This is a genomic window from Alphaproteobacteria bacterium (assembly GCA_016124955.1).
In the GTDB taxonomy this organism is placed as follows: Bacteria; Pseudomonadota; Alphaproteobacteria; order UBA9219; family RFNS01; genus RI-461.
In genome coordinates this window covers 279,993-296,055 of sequence record WGMR01000005.1, presented here as the reverse complement: position 1 = coordinate 296,055, position 16,063 = coordinate 279,993, and the positions used below count along the sequence as shown (strand labels likewise).

General features: G+C 58.0%; 20 protein-coding genes. 10 read left to right on the top strand and 10 right to left on the bottom strand.

Annotation, left to right across the window (positions count from 1 at the left end):
- Nucleotides 1–150 (top strand): Na(+)/H(+) antiporter NhaA (gene nhaA, locus GC131_04545; protein ID MBI1273337.1); only part of this gene is annotated, 150 nt, incomplete at its 5' end.
- A gap of 234 nt (nucleotides 151–384) precedes the next feature.
- Here the strand turns inward: nhaA and GC131_04540 are convergent.
- The 6 genes from GC131_04540 to GC131_04515 all read right to left on the bottom strand — a co-directional run bounded on the left by GC131_04540 (nucleotide 385) and on the right by GC131_04515 (nucleotide 7,154).
- On the bottom strand, nucleotides 385–1,143 hold the full coding sequence (locus tag GC131_04540) for a hypothetical protein (protein ID MBI1273336.1): 759 nt from the start codon (nucleotides 1,141–1,143) through the stop codon (nucleotides 385–387).
- The gene (locus GC131_04535; protein MBI1273335.1) at nucleotides 1,140–2,657 is read right to left on the bottom strand and encodes an N-6 DNA methylase; all 1,518 of its coding nucleotides are present in this window, start codon (nucleotides 2,655–2,657) and stop codon (nucleotides 1,140–1,142) included. Before GC131_04535 ends, GC131_04540 begins: the two co-directional genes overlap by 4 nt.
- 28 nt (nucleotides 2,658–2,685) lie before the next feature.
- The gene (locus GC131_04530; GenBank protein MBI1273334.1) at nucleotides 2,686–5,043 is read right to left on the bottom strand and encodes a DEAD/DEAH box helicase; all 2,358 of its coding nucleotides are present in this window, start codon (nucleotides 5,041–5,043) and stop codon (nucleotides 2,686–2,688) included.
- 55 nt (nucleotides 5,044–5,098) lie between these two features.
- Nucleotides 5,099–6,022: a nucleotidyl transferase AbiEii/AbiGii toxin family protein gene (locus GC131_04525; GenBank protein ID MBI1273333.1), complete on the bottom strand. Its 924-nt coding sequence runs from the start codon at nucleotides 6,020–6,022 to the stop codon at nucleotides 5,099–5,101.
- Nucleotides 6,019–6,624, bottom strand: coding sequence for a transcriptional regulator (locus tag GC131_04520; protein ID MBI1273332.1), 606 nt, complete (start codon nucleotides 6,622–6,624; stop codon nucleotides 6,019–6,021). Before GC131_04520 ends, GC131_04525 begins: the two co-directional genes overlap by 4 nt.
- A gap of 254 nt (nucleotides 6,625–6,878) precedes the next feature.
- Entirely contained in the window at nucleotides 6,879–7,154 is a 276-nt protein-coding gene (locus GC131_04515) for a hypothetical protein (protein MBI1273331.1), read from the bottom strand.
- 200 nt (nucleotides 7,155–7,354) lie between these two features.
- Between GC131_04515 and GC131_04510 the strand changes: the two genes are divergently transcribed.
- Both GC131_04510 and GC131_04505 read left to right on the top strand, forming a co-directional pair.
- Complete coding sequence (locus tag GC131_04510) at nucleotides 7,355–7,618, top strand: helix-turn-helix domain-containing protein (GenBank protein ID MBI1273330.1); 264 nt, start codon at nucleotides 7,355–7,357, stop codon at nucleotides 7,616–7,618.
- A gap of 142 nt (nucleotides 7,619–7,760) precedes the next feature.
- Complete coding sequence (locus GC131_04505) at nucleotides 7,761–8,426, top strand: hypothetical protein (GenBank protein MBI1273329.1); 666 nt, start codon at nucleotides 7,761–7,763, stop codon at nucleotides 8,424–8,426.
- A gap of 124 nt (nucleotides 8,427–8,550) precedes the next feature.
- On the opposite strand, the gene GC131_04500 is transcribed toward GC131_04505, so the two are convergent.
- Nucleotides 8,551–9,690 (bottom strand): hypothetical protein, encoded by a 1,140-nt coding sequence (locus GC131_04500; GenBank protein MBI1273328.1) that lies wholly within the window; start codon nucleotides 9,688–9,690, stop codon nucleotides 8,551–8,553.
- Nucleotides 9,691–10,098: 408 nt separating this feature from the next.
- Between GC131_04500 and GC131_04495 the strand changes: the two genes are divergently transcribed.
- Genes GC131_04495 through GC131_04485 form a run of 3 tightly spaced genes read left to right on the top strand, consistent with a single transcriptional unit; the run spans nucleotide 10,099 to nucleotide 12,241 of the window.
- A complete protein-coding gene (locus GC131_04495; GenBank protein MBI1273327.1) occupies nucleotides 10,099–10,374 on the top strand; it encodes a mobilization protein C in 276 nt (91 codons plus the stop codon).
- Between the two features lie 29 nt (nucleotides 10,375–10,403).
- The gene (locus GC131_04490; GenBank protein ID MBI1273326.1) at nucleotides 10,404–11,879 is read left to right on the top strand and encodes a TraM recognition domain-containing protein; all 1,476 of its coding nucleotides are present in this window, start codon (nucleotides 10,404–10,406) and stop codon (nucleotides 11,877–11,879) included.
- Nucleotides 11,867–12,241, top strand: a complete 375-nt coding sequence (locus tag GC131_04485; protein ID MBI1273325.1) for a hypothetical protein — start codon at nucleotides 11,867–11,869, stop codon at nucleotides 12,239–12,241. Before GC131_04490 ends, GC131_04485 begins: the two co-directional genes overlap by 13 nt.
- Before the next feature lie 80 nt (nucleotides 12,242–12,321).
- Here GC131_04485 and GC131_04480 read toward each other — a convergent pair whose 3' ends face one another.
- Nucleotides 12,322–13,497: a hypothetical protein gene (locus GC131_04480; protein ID MBI1273324.1), complete on the bottom strand. Its 1,176-nt coding sequence runs from the start codon at nucleotides 13,495–13,497 to the stop codon at nucleotides 12,322–12,324.
- The gene (locus GC131_04475) at nucleotides 13,497–14,171 is read right to left on the bottom strand and encodes a helix-turn-helix domain-containing protein (protein ID MBI1273323.1); all 675 of its coding nucleotides are present in this window, start codon (nucleotides 14,169–14,171) and stop codon (nucleotides 13,497–13,499) included. Before GC131_04475 ends, GC131_04480 begins: the two co-directional genes overlap by 1 nt.
- A gap of 188 nt (nucleotides 14,172–14,359) precedes the next feature.
- Between GC131_04475 and GC131_04470 the strand changes: the two genes are divergently transcribed.
- From GC131_04470 to GC131_04460, 3 genes are all read left to right on the top strand, one after another.
- Nucleotides 14,360–14,593 (top strand): hypothetical protein, encoded by a 234-nt coding sequence (locus GC131_04470; protein ID MBI1273322.1) that lies wholly within the window; start codon nucleotides 14,360–14,362, stop codon nucleotides 14,591–14,593.
- Nucleotides 14,594–14,675: 82 nt separating this feature from the next.
- Complete coding sequence (locus tag GC131_04465; GenBank protein ID MBI1273321.1) at nucleotides 14,676–14,861, top strand: hypothetical protein; 186 nt, start codon at nucleotides 14,676–14,678, stop codon at nucleotides 14,859–14,861.
- 8 nt (nucleotides 14,862–14,869) lie between these two features.
- On the top strand, nucleotides 14,870–15,202 hold the full coding sequence (locus GC131_04460) for a hypothetical protein (protein MBI1273320.1): 333 nt from the start codon (nucleotides 14,870–14,872) through the stop codon (nucleotides 15,200–15,202).
- A 9-nt stretch (nucleotides 15,203–15,211) separates the two neighbouring features.
- Here the strand turns inward: GC131_04460 and GC131_04455 are convergent, their stop codons facing one another.
- Nucleotides 15,212–15,694 carry a helix-turn-helix domain-containing protein gene (locus GC131_04455; protein MBI1273319.1) on the bottom strand — a complete coding sequence of 161 codons (483 nt, stop codon included), beginning with the start codon at nucleotides 15,692–15,694 and terminating at the stop codon, nucleotides 15,212–15,214.
- A 125-nt stretch (nucleotides 15,695–15,819) separates the two neighbouring features.
- On the opposite strand from GC131_04455, the gene GC131_04450 reads away from it, so the two are divergent.
- Nucleotides 15,820–16,044, top strand: a complete 225-nt coding sequence (locus GC131_04450) for a hypothetical protein (GenBank protein ID MBI1273318.1) — start codon at nucleotides 15,820–15,822, stop codon at nucleotides 16,042–16,044.
- Nucleotides 16,045–16,063: the final 19 nt, after the last annotated feature.

Genomic DNA, 16,063 nt, shown 5'->3' with positions numbered 1-16,063 from the left:
TTCTTTTTACTCATCGGGTTGGAATTAAAACGCGAGACGGTAGAAGGATTTCTTTCCAGTAAAGAGCAGATTATACTTCCATTCCTTGCAGCCATCGGAGGAATGCTGCTGCCTGCGCTAATATTTCTGGGGGTGAATCTATGCGCGTAAAACGCCAGTATCAAACCCACGATCATGTAAATGCGAAATAGCTGGCGATGCAGCCAGCGCCGCCACCATGGAAGACTCGCCATATACCGGCGCTCATTTTCTTCATCCAGTTTGTTTTCGTAACGGTAGCCCAGCAGCGATCGCAAAGCTTTTCAAAAACAGAGCAGACGTCATATCCGCGGTAACAGCAAAAGTGACAATTCCAAAACAACTGATCGATAAAGCCCAGCACTACTACGGTCGCCGCTCATACTCCGCATGGTCGGTCTTCCGAGCGCGCTCAAGGTCCAATGTTCCATAACCCACATCCGGTGAGCGGATACAGGGAATCGTGCCTCCTTCGCTATATCGAGGGTTAGTGTGCAGATTATCAACTATGACAAGGCAGGCATTTTCTAGCGCCACGGACTGCACCGAAATGCTTTGAAAAATTTGCCTCGATTCCGCGTTCTGCAACGCATCAAGCTCCTGTGTGGAACTCTGGCGCACGGTGCATGCCTCTGAGACTTTGGTCGATATTTCTTCAATCCGCGCCACGATGCGGTGCTGTTCGTCGAGTGGTGGCAGTGGGATTGTATAGCCAAGAACGTCAGCTGGTCGGATCGCCGCGTAGTTTGTTGAGCCCTGCGCTTCTACCTGCTGCCGGAACGCCGGGGTTTTTATGAACCACCCAAGGAATTTTTCGTCGAGATGGAGCGGATCATTCTGAAAAAGGAAATAGTGACTGCTGACAATCGCTCCGTTTAGATGCTCCGGCACTATTCCGAAACCGCCAACCTTCGCATCAATTTCCGCAACGAGGAATTCTCCTGCACGGATAACCTGCTGCTTTTTTGTTTTAATAAGCGCCCCCGGCACCTCATCGCGAAGGACAATTCCCTGAGCGTGTAGTTGTACGCGTGGACGCCTGTATGCCGTCAGATCGTCAATCTGAATAAACTCTTTACGGTGCCTGACAACTTCGCCAAGAGCAGCGGTCGGATACGCATTCATACCCGCTCCCCAAGCGCCGCTTTGATCTCCTTCATTAACTCAATGATCCGCAATTCCTTTTGCAGGATGTCGTCGGCCAATTGCTCCGGCGGCATGTGCTCAAAGTCCGGCTTGCCGTTGGGGTTCTTGCGGTCGAGATTGCAGCCGTTGGCAAGAAGCTCTTTTGCGGGCACTTTCCATGCCCACCCGTTTTCCTTACGCTTCTTCCACCATGCGAGACAGGGCTTGAACTCGTCGAACTGGATGGGCTGCGTCTTGGTGTAGTTCTTACGCCCCTCCGGCAGCGGGTGCTCGTAATACCAAACATCCTTTGTGGGATGGGATCGGTCGAAAAACAAAATATTTGTTGGGATGCCGGTGTAAGGCGCGAATACCCCATTGGGCAAGCGAACGATGGTGTGAAGATTAAACTCCTTGAGAAGCTCTTCCTTGATGCGGGCGCAAACGCCATCGCCGAACAGCGTACCGTTCGGCACAACGACCGCCGCGCGCGCGGGCCTGTCAGAGGCGGTCGGCTGCCGATGCAGCTTGCGCATGATGAGTTGCAGGAACAGGAGTGCCGTTTCCGAAGTCTGCCGGTCCTCAGGGAAATTCCCCTGAATGCCCTTCTCTTCCTCGCCGCCGAAAGGCGGGTTGGTGAGGATAACCTCAACCCGCTGCTTCTCGCCGATCTCTGACAATTTGAAGCGCAGCGCATTGTTGGGGTCAATCTGCGGCGCGTCCAGCCCGTGCAACAACAGATTCATCTGGCATAGCAAATACGGCAGCGATTTCGGCTCACAACCTAACAGGCTCTCATTCTGCAAGCGCTTGCGGTCCGCGACCGTCTTCACTTGCTTCGAGAGATGATTGAAGGATTCGACAAGAAAGCCACCTGTGCCGCTCGCCGGGTCGAGCACCGTCTCGCCAAGCTGCGGGTCCAAGACCTCGACCATGAAGCGAACGACAGGGCGCGGCGTGTAAAATTCGCCGGAATCACCCGCCGCGTCGCGCATCTCGCGCAGCATGGATTCATAGAGCGCGCCGAGCGTATGAAGCTCGTCCGACGACGTGAAATGAATGGCACCTATCTTGTTGACGACATCGCGCAGGAGATAGCCGCTTTTCATGCGATTATCGACGCCGCGAAACACGGTGGCGATCACATCGCGCCGGTTATCGCCGTTCGAGCTTGACAGCGAGCGCAGGTAAGCGAACAGGCCCGGGCCACGCTTGCCGTTCGGCAGTTTGGTTTCGTCCTGATTGATGAAGGCCAAAAGCTCGTCTCCGGTAACACCTTGCGAATTCGCGGCCCAGTCGCGCCAGCGGTAAGGCGGCTCGATGGCGGCGCGGAACTTCTTGCTACCGAGCTTTGCCTCGTCCTCGCGCTGCTGCTCCAGGTCATCAAGAAACTTCAGAAACATGATCCAAGTGAGCAGCGGCAGGCGGTCGAGGTCGCCGTTCAGCCCCTTGTCCTTGCGCATGATGTCGCGCGCGGATTTGATAAGGCTGCCGAGCGCCTGCGCCGTCGTCATTGGGACTTCGGCCTTTTTTTTGGTACTGCTACGAGCCATACAACAACCCCTGTAGTTCGTTTACCGCTTGGCGAAGCTGGTCCGGCCCGCCGAAGAGGCGGATGATCTCGGCCGGTTGGCCGTGCGCGGAGATGGGCGGAACATGCAGCACGTCGGGCAGGACGAACTGCGCGTCGCCGTGCTGGGCGTATTTTTCAAGAAGCTCGTCGAGAATCTGCCGCGCCTCGGGTGAATATTTCTCGAAGAAATCCTTGCGCTCCTGCTTCAGCCGCTGCGCGCGTTCGCGCCGCGTGCGAAGCGGTGCGTTAAAAGCGAGATGGCATAGAAGATCAAAGGGGTCGGCGTCCGGCTGGCCGGTCTGCTCCGCCAGTTCCTCAAAGCTAATGCCACGCTCGGCCAGCGCCTCGATGATCTCGCGCCTGTGGTCGGCGTCCGCCCAGCGGGCGCGAAGGTCCGCCGTGTTCGGCACGAGCGAACGCACGCTCTCGGCGGCATAATCCGTATAGCGCACGACGCGAAGCTGCCTGCCGTTGGGGTCCAGTTCATGAACGAGATGGGCTACGATCTCGACCTGGCCACCATCGAAATAGAATTTGCGTGGCTCACCGCTCGGCGGCTCGATAATGTCGGGTGGCAAATCGGGCGGCTCAGGCTCGTCTCCGGGTGTCGTCTCTGTGGTCGAAGTGGTCTCACCCGCGTCGTCAATTTCCTCTTCGGTGATCCGCGTCGGGTCGCCATCGAAATTCGGGTCGGCGAACATGCGTGTGGCGGAGCCGGTGTAATCGAGAATGTTGAACCACAGCTTGCCGCAATCGTCCCGCAGGCGCGTGCCGCGCCCGATGATCTGCTTGAACTCGCTCATGGAGCCGACGACGCGGGCGAGCACGATGTTTTTGCAGGTCGGCGCATCCACACCCGTGGTCAGAAGCTGCGATGTCGTCAAGATAGAAGGTGTGCGCGTTTCTACATCCTGAAAGCGGCTCAGATGCCCGCGCCCGATCTGGCCTTCGTCGGCGGTCACGCGGCAAACATAGTCGGGATGCCGGGCAACGAGATCGGTATTGAGGTTGACCAACGTCTCACGCATCTCTGCGGCGTGTTCTTGGTCCACGCAAAACACGATGGTCTTGGCGAAGCGATCAGTCTTTCTCATAAAATCCGTCAGATGCCGCGCAATCGCCTGCGTGCGCGCCCGCAACGCAATGACACGCTCAAAATCCTTGGTCTGATACTCGTCATCGGGGATTGCCCGGCCATAACGGTCAAGCTCGTCCCTGCTCGGACGCCAGCCCGCCGCATCCCATTGCGAGACGACCCGGTGAACGCGATAGGGAGCAAGAAAACCATCCTCAATGCCTTGCCGCAGGCTGTACTCATAGATCGGATTGCCGAAATAGAGATAGGTATCGCGGTTGTCGTCGCGCAACGGTGTTGCGGTCATACCGAGCTGATAGGCAGGCTTGAAATGGTCCAAGATTGTACGCCACGCGCTGTCATCGCGCGCGCTGCCGCGATGGCATTCGTCCACAATCACAAGGTCGAAGAAATCCGGCGGGAATGCCTTGAACAGGCCCAAGCGGCGTTCATCCTCCGCAAGTGCCTGATAGATGGCGAAGTACATTTCGCGACTATGCACGACCTCGCCGGACTCAATCTTGTAGCGGGCGTCGCCGAAGACCGCAAAAAGGCCGTCTTTGGGCTGGTCCACGAGGATGTTGCGGTCGGCGAGATAAAGGATGCGCGGTCGGCGATGATCACCGGTTCGATTCCAGCGGCTCGACCAAAGCTTCCAGCAAATCTGGAACGAAACGAAGGTCTTGCCCGTCCCCGTCGCCATGGTGAGCAACAGGCGGTTCTGTCCTTTCAGAATCGCCTCGACCGTGCGGTTGATGGCGATCTGCTGATAGTAGCGCTCGCTCTTTCCGAGCGTGTGATTGTAGGGCGTAAGAAGCTGCTCGCTCGTCGCAAACGATGCGATGCCACTACCTGCCTGATAGCGCTGCCATAGCGCATCGGGCGTGGGATAACCATCGACGCGCGTTTCGCGGCCAGTGAAATAGTCGATCTCGATGATGTCCTGCCCGTTGGTCGCATAGGCAAATTTGAGGCCCAGCATTTCGGCGTAGTCCCGTGCTTGTTGCACGGCATCGGCAGCAGTCTTGTAGCTGGCCTTGGCCTCGACCACGGCAAGAGGAAAATCCCGCGTATAGCGAAGCAAGTAGTCAACCCGCCTGGGCGGCTTGCGCACGAAACCCTTGCCGACCGGAATGACGCGACCATCGGTAATGGTGCGCTGCTCGGCAATCGAATGCGGATCATTGTCCCAACCTGTCGCTTGCAGACGAGGCACAACGAATTTCCGGCAGGTATCGGCTTCAGTGTTCATAGCCCCGCCCTTTCCGGCAGACAGCGAATTGGCCTGCAAAGCATAATCGTTGCCATCACAACCATGACCCACCCGCCAGCCATTTGTTGTCGAAGGGATTGCCGTCCCGCGCAGCCTCAAGCACAGGCATTGCAAAACCGGCAATGAAGACCAGAAGCTCGGGAAGCGGCTCCGGTGCCATCGCCACGCTCGTGCGCCGGAGAAAGCCACGCCATTGGGCCTGCTTGGAGGCGTCGTTTGCGAAGCTCGGCGTGAGCGCAATGGGTGGTTCTGTCGGGAACGGCGTCTGTCGGCGCGTGAATGTCGCTCGGACCGCCTCGGTGAGGACTGCTCCGTCGAAGGCAAATGTCTTCGCCATGACCCAAAGGTCAAAAAAATCCTTCATGCGGCTGTTGCGCATGCCGAGCGATACGAGCGCCTCAAGCTTCTCGGCCACGACGGTCTCGGGTGGATAGGCGCGGAGCTGTGCTTCCGGGAAATCAAGCAGCGTGGGATAGTTGATAACCTGCGCCTCGGGCGTCACGATATCGCCGAAGCCGATATCGATCTGAATGCGCAGACGCGCACCCGCGAGTGTCGTGTTTAGTTCGACGCGAACGCCTTGATATTCCTCGTCGGCCCGCATTTGTTCGGCGGCGACGCTATCGGGGTCAAAGGCTAGTCCGTCATCGGGAACGTCGAGCACGCACAGTTCGCGGAAGATCGTGACAATACGTTCGGGCGCGGGATCGCCCTGCCCCAGCAGGTCGAGATCGCCGGTACTGCGGTAGGGAACGGGTGCCCATAGCGAGAACAGCATCGCGCCCTTCAAGATGAACTGGTCGCTATAGCGGCTTTGCGCAAGCCTGTAGATCAGCCGTTCGATGGCGAATCGCAGCAGGATGAGTTGTACGTCGTCGCCGCGGCTGCGGGCCTTGTCCGTAAGCCGCGCGCGCACGGATGCGCCCATGTTCTTCGGAGGTTCGGCGCGCGGCGTCATGCGGCACCTTCAAGATAGGGGCGCATGACATTGCCAACGCGGTCGATCAGCGCGTAGCGCCAAATGTCGTCGGCGGTTGTGCGCTTCTTGCGCAGCGTGTCGCGTAGCGCTTCGAGGGCGACATCAAGGCCGACCTTGCTGCGATGCTTGAAACAATCGGCGACGGTCTTGGCCGGAACAGTAACGGGAACGGATACGCCGTCGATGATGTGCTGCTCTATGCCCGCCGTAAGCGCTTGCCCGCTGGCGCGCACGATGCGCAGCGCGACGGGCGGGTTCTTGGGCACCCAAGCCTTGGACGGTTGCAGCATCCAGACCTCATGCGGCGTCTGGGTCGTCAGCCCATGGAACTGCAAAGCGGAAAGCAGGGCGATGACACCCTTGGGTGCGGCCTGCACGGCCTCGGCAAGGCTATGCGCCGCCGAAAGCTCGGCGTCGGCAAGCTGATAGAAGCCTCGCGCAGGCCGGATAAGAACGCCCTCATCCTGCAGCCGCTTGAGATAGACGCGCGGCACGCCCGCCGCGTCGAAGTCGCGGGTGCGGGCGACGCCCTTGCGGCGTGCGAGTGCTATGGCGCGGTCTCTGTGTGACTGGAGGGTCATGCCTATTGTTACAATTCCTAGGTGACGATTCGCAAGCACCTTGAAAATGTAACAGCGAATTCAGGGCTTAAGCACGTCAAGGCGGGCCTGAAGGCGACTTTTCTGCCCGTAATGCCATCGCAAAGGCGACTTTTTTTGGCGATAAGAATTTATACAGAAAAATCACGGGCTTGAAGGCGGACAACAGTACAGCCGCCACGTTGCTTGCGCTTGCCAAAAGACGGTTCGGCCAGACTCCCGCCGATCTTCCGGAATCAATCCAGCGTCTCGTAGCCCCGTTCCCAAAGCCGCAGGCGGTGCCAAGCGGCGATCTCCCAGCCCAAGAGGCCCAATATGCCGCCATTGATGCGGCCAAATATTGCGATGGCCCAGTTCGCGCCGAGCGTCGGGATGAGCAGACCGAATCCCCAAATCACCCAAACAAGAGAGATGAGAAGCCCCATCACCGGCCTGCCGATAACGAAATAGACCAGCGGCGGCCAGATGATCGTCAGAACATAATGATAAAAGCGAACCTTGCGCGCGGCCATGGCCCGTCCCTTCAAAAACCAAACGGATTGCAGGGCGATGGCTGTTACGTGCACCGGCAGCGGGCACGCGGGCCGTCTGCGTCAAGGACCGAAAATTCAGAAAACAAAGAAGGCATGGCCATGTCCCCTCGATATCCCTCAATATAATACGTGAGTATAGTGCGTGGTTTAATAGTCCTCAAGGCCGTTCCCATGAGAAAATGGATGCAAGGGAACTGGTCGCATGGAATCTTCGGCGTTTGCGCGTCGCGCGCGGCGTGGCGCAGGAAGCGCTTGCGGTCGATGCCGAGATTGACCGCACCTATGTGAGCCGTCTTGAGCGCAACATGGAAAACCCGAGCGTGGCCGTGCTTGAACGGCTCGCGCTGGCGCTTGATGTCGAGATCGTGGAGTTTTTCACGAGGCCCAAGGCGGGCGCGAAGCGGTCGCCTGTTCTCAAGAAAGGGCGAAAGCCGAAAAGGTAAGACAGCTAAAGCCGAAGGAAAAACCGCGCTCAATCGGTATGGAAAAGGGCACAGATGCCGAACACGTTTGCCGTCGTGGCTTGCTTTTTGACTATCTGTTCATAGAATTGCGCCATCGTGCATCAGCGGGCGGGGCATCGCGATGGGGGCGGCACTGGAATTCTTCTCGGGCCTTCCGGTCCGGGTCATTCAAGATATAATTGTCAGTATTTTGGGAAGCACGGTAATAGTTTTAATTGCTTCGGGTGTCGGCACTATTAGATCTGGAAAGAATTACGTTTCAGAAATTCGGGGCCAGTTGGGGAATATATTCTCCCCTTCTTCTGCAAGGGGTGTCGTTTCGAGCTTCGCTTTTCTGTTTTCCTCTGCCTACAAACTCATTGTGCTTTTCGTATCGGCGGTCATCATACCGGCCTCGGTAATTCTCTATTATTCCCTATATTTTGAACCCGAAGACGGGCCGATGAGCACAGGTGTCCTCATCCTCTTCCTGCTCACCATTATGGTAATTCTTATGATTGGCCCGGTGAGACGGTTCACGAACCGCACAGGGTTCTATCTTATGTTTACACCGCTCTACGCCCTCGTACTGGGCGGCCTTACCTATTTCCTGGCGGCTTTTATAGCATCGCTATTTTTCGGCGGCGTTGGGCACAGCGGCGGCGCGAACGCCGCGCTCGATGCTCCAATCCAATCGACAAACGCGAAAATCCTGCTGGCGGTCATGCTGGCAATCGCGACCTACTTTGCGTTCAGGCTTTGGCGCTGGACCCAGCAATGGTTGAGACAAATCGGCGTTCTGTCCTAACCGCCGTGCCGTGGCGAACACAAAGCACGATGTATTCGCCCGAGAAGCCGTATTAGCCGCAGGACAGCCGCGTGCCCGACGAGCACGGCGAGGATAGAGGCGGAACAGAAAAGAATACCCGCCGTCACCTCCCGCGCTGCCTGCCGCCACCGGTATCCCGGCCCGACTCCTTCGGGCGGTCGTGCTCCCCCTGCTCGGCATCAGCCTCCAGATTCCGTAGCAGCCGCTCGAAGGCCGTTTGCTTGGCGTCGGTTTTCTCTGTCTGGCTGCCGAGCTTTTCGTTGGCCTTGTCCTCGGTGATGGCGCGCTCGTCCGGCGCCGTGGCATCGTGTCCGGTGGATTCATCGGCCGCGCGCCGCCGGTCGCCACCTTCCGATGCTGGGCCCTCCAGCGTCCGTTCTTCGTCCTCCGGCCGCTCGCGCCAGTGCTTTTCAACCAGCTTCTGCGCGTCTTGCGTGGAGCTGACGTAATCCCCCCGGTCGAACAGGTCCGCCGCGCGCTTCTGCCGCTCAAGTTCGATGTCGATTATTTCGGCGGATTCGCGCAGTCGCTCGCGCTCGGCGTTGCGTTCCTGAACGGCGCGCCGCTCGTCGCCCGCGCGCGAGGCGCGGCCCTCGCGCTCGATCTCGGTAGCGACGGGGCCGACCTTCGGCTCCGGCTCCCGGTCGATGCCTTGCGCCTCAAGGCTGCGATGATCGACCCGCGCCTCGTGCCCGCCGCGTTCAAGCGCCTCGTTCACGTGGCTTTCCCATGCCTCGCGCCAACCCTGCAACAGCCCGGTATCGTTCCAGTCGCGCTGCTTCGCGCCAAAACCGTCCGGCCCAAGCTCACGCATGGTTAAGAGAATGTGAGCGTGATGGTTGCGGTTGTCGCCCTCGCGGTCGGGCGCATGCAGGGATATGTCGGCGACCATGCCCTTGCTGACGAACTGCGTTTCCGCAAAGTCGTGCACCAAGGCGACGCGCTCGGCGTCCGTGAGCTCGTGCGGCAGGGCGAGCAGCACCTCGCGGGCAAGCTGCGCGTCCTTGCGCTTCTCGGCTGCCTCCACGGCCTGCCAAAGCGACTGCCGGTCGGTCGCCCAAGCGGGGGCGTTTTCGGGCGCGCATATTTCGGTATGCACAACGCCGGAGCGCCGGTCATAGTCGAAGACTTGGCCGGTGCGCTCGTCCGCCAGCCGCTCGGCCGCGCGGTAGGCGGCGCAAGCCAGCGCGTTGCGTCCCTCGCTGCGCTTTACCGGCTTGGCCTCGAAGCGGTAGATCGCCATGGGCCGTTACCGCGAGAATTGCGGCAGCCACGGCGCCGCATTCACGAGGGCGCGGGGACGCGCAAGTCCTGCCGCTGGTGTCGAGAGGAGCAAGGCTCCTTTCGTGCGGTCGAGGGCGCGCAGCCCTCGCCGGGATGCCCATCCCCGGAAGGCAGGCGTGGAACGCCTTGCTCGGGTGTCCAGAGGGACGACGTTCCTCGGGCAGAGTACAGAGGCATGCAGGCTTCTGTCGCGGACGTTGCGCAGCAATGTATAACCGCGCACTTCGCGACTCTGCCTCCCCTCTCTCTTCCGCCTCATCCTTTCGTATGCACAGCATTTGGTCATGCCTTCGACGATAAACTTCGGATTAGCAATTTTCCCTTAAGGTTTGAGGACGCGTATCAACCGAACACGGGGATATGACCCATGCCATCAGGGACCAAGGCTGATCGCATTGCGTTGTTGGAACGCCAGAAGGCAGAGATCACGGCGAAGCTGCGAACCCTGTCGGCGCAGGAAACGACGCGCAAGCGCAAGGAAGAAACACGGCGGAAAATCATCATCGGCGCGGCCGTGCTGGCGCATGCCGCAACCGACCCCGCCTTCGGCGCGCAGCTCCGTGGCGTGCTCGGTAAATCCGTCACGCGTCCCGTTGACCGCAAGGTGGTCGCAGACCTGCTCGGTCCAAAGCCGGGCTCGTAGGCGCGGGGCGGCATACAGGGGCATGACACATGGCTGCTGGGACGCCCGTAAAATCGGTTGAACACGGCTCTGCCGGGTTTCTTGATTTTGACGGCGTCCCGCTCTGGAAGGCGCGAGCGAACCGCAAACACTTCCTTTGGCTCGGTCATCCTGTCGCCGGATGGGCCAAGGGCAAGCATACGAGCGTACGGCGCGGACGCTCCATCGTGGCCGCGCCCGACCGTCACATGCTCACGCTGGCGCCAACGCGGTCAGGCAAGGGCACGGCGGCGATCATTCCCAATCTGCTGACCTACCCCGGTTCGGTATTCGTGATCGACCCCAAGGGCGAGAACGCATGGGTGACGGCGGCGCGCCGCAGGCAGATGGGACAGCAGGTGCTGATCCTCGATCCGTGGAACGAGGTGAGCAAACGCTACGGGCCTGAGACGAATGCCCGCTTCAATCCAATGGCCGGGCTTGACCCCATTTCAGCAGACTTCACGGACGATCTCGCCGGTCTCGCCGACGCACTCATTATTAACCAAGGCAAGGACCCGCATTGGGATGACTCGGCCCGCGAACTGATCGCCGGTCTCATCGCATTTCTGGTGGAAGACCCCGCGACAAGGGACGGAGCAACGCTCGGGCAAGTCCGGCAACTCCTCACCCTACCGCGCGCGCAGATCGTGGCGCTGATCCGCCAGGCCGTCGAGCGCGGCGGCGTGGCGGGGCGCAAGCTGGCGCGCTTCGGGCAGGACACGAACGAGATTTCCTCGATCATTTCCACCGCCACGACGCAAACCGCGTTTCTGGACAACGACGCTCTTAACGCCGCGATGAGCGTAAGCGATATTGACTTCGCCCGGCTCGCCGAAGGCAACGTCTCTATCTATGTCGTAATCCCGGCCGACAAGCTGGGGCCTTACGGGCGCTGGCTTCGGCTCTTGGTTACCATCGCCATACGCGAGCTTGCCCGCGCGCAGCGCCCCAAGAGCAAGGTTTTATTCCTGCTCGACGAATTCGGCACGATCGGGCGGCTTGCCGCCGTCGAGCAGGCTTTTGGCCTCATGGGCGGGATGGGCATATGTTTGTGGCCCTTCGTACAGGACCTCAACCAGCTCAAGCGCGACTATCCCGAAAGCTGGGAAACCTTCATCGCGAACGCCGAGGCCGTGCAGGCATTCGGCGTGAAGGATAATTTTTCCTCGGACTATCTTTCTCGGCTGCTCGGTGTCGCAACGGAGGAGGCCATATCGGAAGAAACGGCCGAGATGCGGCGCGGCAGCCTGTTCCGGCTGGCGGAGCCGGAACGTCGCGCGATGCAGGACCGCACGTTTCAGCGCTCGCTCATGTTCGCCGATGAAATTCGTGCCCTGCGCCCGGACTGGCAACTGATCATCTATCGCGGCAAGCCGGTCATGGCCGCGTTGATGCCCTACTACACCACATCGGCGTTCAACGGCATGTACCGTCCGCTGCCCGGCTTTGCGGCCAATCGCGTGTGCCGCCCGTGCCCTATCTGAACCTCGATCTTATCGGTCTTGTGCGCCATGTGCTGAGAACAATATTTCTCGCGCTTGTCTTGCTCGTTCTGTCCGCAACGCTGCTGTCCGGCGCGAACGCATTATCGCAACCGCTGAAGCAAGCGCTCGCGCCGTTCCTGCTTGGCGCGGTGCCTATTGTTGCGTTGCTGTATTTCACGCATGCGCTGTGGCGCGACTATGCGGGCGGCTCCAAGCTAGGCATTGCCTTCGAGGGAATTGCCCGTGCGACAGCCGCCGCAACATCTTTTCTCGACGATCTAACCGCATGGGGTGCCGTACGATGGGCGCTCTTTGCTGCCGTCGCCGTCGCGATCTACGCGTTGTTGGCAGCACACCGATAGCGAATTATCCAACACAGATTCCTATTGTTTCTGGCGCTGCACACAGGGCAGTGACGGCCTGCGAATACTTTCTATAACGCTTATGCCACCATACTAAAGGAATCTGGAAGAAATGATTTTTCAGCAGTGGACGGAACAATTTGGAACGGCGTGGCAAGTGGTAGATCAATACCCAACATCGCGGGTGGGATGTTTGAAAAATTGCTGGCGACAGGCAACATGGGTCGGCCCCCTAGGGTGCGCGATTTCGCGCCCGTTTCACGAAGCGCCGACATGATCTCTGGCTCACGCAGCGCATGAAAACGCATCGCCGAAAGTACACCGGCCTCGGTTACACCCCCTAACCATTCTCTGCCCATAACTTCGCTCTTTCCGGCAGAAATAAGGGAGGTCAAAACCGCCTTGACCGTTTGCATATCGGGCAAACATCCGTTGCTGGTCAACTGAACGCGCACCACCGGTGCACCCGCAAAGCTTGATATGGACTTAGTAAAGCTCGCAACAATTCGCTGTCTGCCGCCATCGCCCAGCCAGCTTGCTATAAACACGGTCGGATGAACGGTGATCTTCCCGGCAGAAGGCAGACCCAGCGCCTCCGTCATAACCAACATTTGCCCGCTTCGCTCGACGGCAACGTCGTCAAATATCAAGACGGAATTGTCGGCGTTTGAATCAAAAGTCGCGCAGACTTTCCTATAAATACCCATGATTGATTTGTTGGTGGCGGCATATTCTGCCACACGGCCTTTGCAGAAAGTGCCCAAGGGCAAATCCGCATACGCGTTCGTGGCGGCCAATCTTGCACGCTCAAGAGTAAAATATGTGCCGAGGCCCATGCCCGCTGGAAAACCCGCCGTTTTCGTGCGCTCACGAACCTCCGCGGACAATTCGGGGGATATGTAGGTATCTTCGCAATACACTGCCGGGTAGTGCTTGAAATCGTTGCCATTGCGCTCCGTCAGAACGGTGGGTAATTCCAGTGCTCCACCTGCAAACAGCGGCCGGTCGTTTTCCCGGCCGTATACAATGAAGTACGCATGAATTTCATTGCCCTTGATCGCATCAATGACGCGGTTAAAGCCGCTGCCATTGAATGCGGTGTGGTGTGCTCTGGCATCGCTTTCGATGACCTTGTAAAGCACTTCGCCCAGCACCGCGCAATGAACCATGTCTGCTCCGTTCATACGCGTCACGCCGACCGTTGCGCCACCGGGAAGCGATTTGAACTCGCCGAGATGCAGCATATTGAGCGGCATCACTTGGCCCCCTTTTTGTCGGGAATAATGGCAGAATCCCAAAAGAGATTGAACTGGTCCACGTAGCGCGCGGATAGCAATTTTGAGTAAATAGAAACAATCTGTATGTTGCTGTGGCTCTTATAGGTGGACATAGAAACGTAGTCGCCATAAACATAATAGGGGATAAGAACTTTGTTCTTTTGATCAAGCCAGCGATAAGCGCAGTATTTTGCTGGAAAACTGTGATCGCCATGAATGGTCAAAACCCGCGCGTCAAGACCTTCGATCTTTTCCATTCTCGCCATATGCTCCGCCGCATATTCATCTGCATACGGCAGATTTTTTGAATCGCTGAGATTGAATTGGCAAATTCTTCCGCCCGCGTCCTTGAGCGCCAGATATATGTGATCGAGATACTGCTTGTAGCCTGTCTTGCCGCTAAACACGCGGAGCTGGTTCTTACGCACCCGCACGCCTTCATCTTCAAGAAATTCGACGCCATGCAGGTCGAACGCACGAATGATGCTGGCCATGGTTTTTTCTTGCGGTTGCACAAGGTCCGCTTCGATCTTGCTGACGGTCACGCGTGTAAGCCCCGCCTTTTTGGCGAGGTCATCTGCTTTCCACTCAAGCAAGCTGCGCGCAGCACGGATTTGACGCCCGGTAATCACAAAATATATTATATAGCATATAGAGTATTAACTAGAAACACATTATCGCACTTCTGTTTATTGGTAATGTATTACTGATATTAAACACTAAACGATAAATCAGGTATATTATGTATATACCAGAATTATATTTCAATTGCTTTCAACTAATCAAAACTATACATTGGCGATGCATTTGATGGCTACCCATATTTGAAAGGCGATATTCGATGCTTTGTTTCAGCGATCTTGAAACCCGATACGGTGAAGTAACGGCGCTGGCCATGCTGATGGACATGGAGCGGCATGTTGGTCTGCGCTCCTGTGATCTGGCGGAACTGGACCCCGAAGCGCGGTTGCAGACTGCGCTGGCGCTAATGGAACGGCACGGCGGTAACACGGTGGCGGCGGGTATATCCGCGTTTGCGGCGAACGGCGCGTGCACCCGGATGCAAGCAGCCTAAGCGCGGGCAAGAAGGCCGGAGCATAACCGGCGGGTTTCAGAAACAACCATATTTGAGCAATTTGATCTTTGCGGGGTCATTCATGCGGTACAACGAACTGGTCGAGCGCTACGGCAGCGACAATGCCTACGACATGCTTCTCATGATCGAGCGCGAAGCCAACATCCATAGCAGCATCGCGGGCATTACGGACGATGACGATCTTGCGCGCGAGGTCCGGCTGCAAAAGGCTTTGCAGGCCCTCAACAAAGTCAACTATCTGAATTAGAGGGCGTGATGCTGACGAAGAAACCGAAGAAGGTCGCGCCGTCAAAGGGCACTGCCTGCTGCGATGACGGCGAACCCCGCAAGCTTTTCATCGACTGCCCTTGGAACGAATTGGTGAGCAAGATCGGCTGGTCCGAGGCCGATTGCCTGCTCATCCTGCTTGAGTGCCTGACTTTCGTGCCGGGTGACCTTAGCGACATGATGTGTATCGAAGACAGGTGGGATTTGATTCGCGCGCGTGCCATCCGCATGGCCGGTTTTGTGGGCTATGAGGAAGACTGGATGACGTTCAAGGAATGGGAAGAATTGGCGAACCGCGACCCGAGGAACGATCTGCATTGAGCGCACCGGCTAGCGCTTCTTCCTGTTGCGCTCGCGCAGCTCTTGCTTGGATTTGTCGGGAAAGTGCAAGCGCTTGAAGGCTTCGACCTGTTTCTTGGCCTGCGCCGCCGTAACCTTCCTGCCCATGGCTTCCTGCGTGGCGGCCCAGTTATAGATCATGGCCATGAGTTGCAGGAATTCGGCCATCTTCAGCTTGCCACCCGCGTCCGCCGTGATCTCGTAGAGCGAATGGGCAATGGGCGCGTCCGCCGCCGATGGCGCGCCCGGATAGCGCAAGGGGGGCCGGACGATGGCAACGTCCTCGACAAAAGCAGACGCCGGAACGCCCAAGGCCTTGGACAGCTTTTTGACCTTATCCAAGGTCATGCCGACCTTGCCCGTTTCGAGCCGGTGCACGTCAACCTGGTTCCAGCCAAGCTTGTCAGCCAAAGCGGCCTGGCTAAGCCCGGCTTGCTCCCGCAGCTTCTTTAATATGCTCATACATAATAACATTCCTGAAATCTCAATATAAATATAATGCATTAACTGTATTATTGAATTGACCACAATATACACAATATGCATTACTTCGTTCCACTCAATCATTACTTTCAAATGTATATTATGAGGGGGCGACCATGACGTTCTCGGAAATGGTGAAAAAGTTCGGTCATACGATGGCGATAGACATATTGATGTCGGTCGAAAAAATGGCGCGGGTGCAGGTCGATCAAACTTGGCTGGCCTTGAGCGAGGAAGAACGGCTAAAGCGCGCTTACGAAGCGCTCGACAGGCTGGACGAGGAACGGCAGGCGCAAGCGGACGGGCAGCAGCAAATCAGGGCGCGCCAGAGCGCGCGGTAATGGGCCGGAGGAGGAAGAA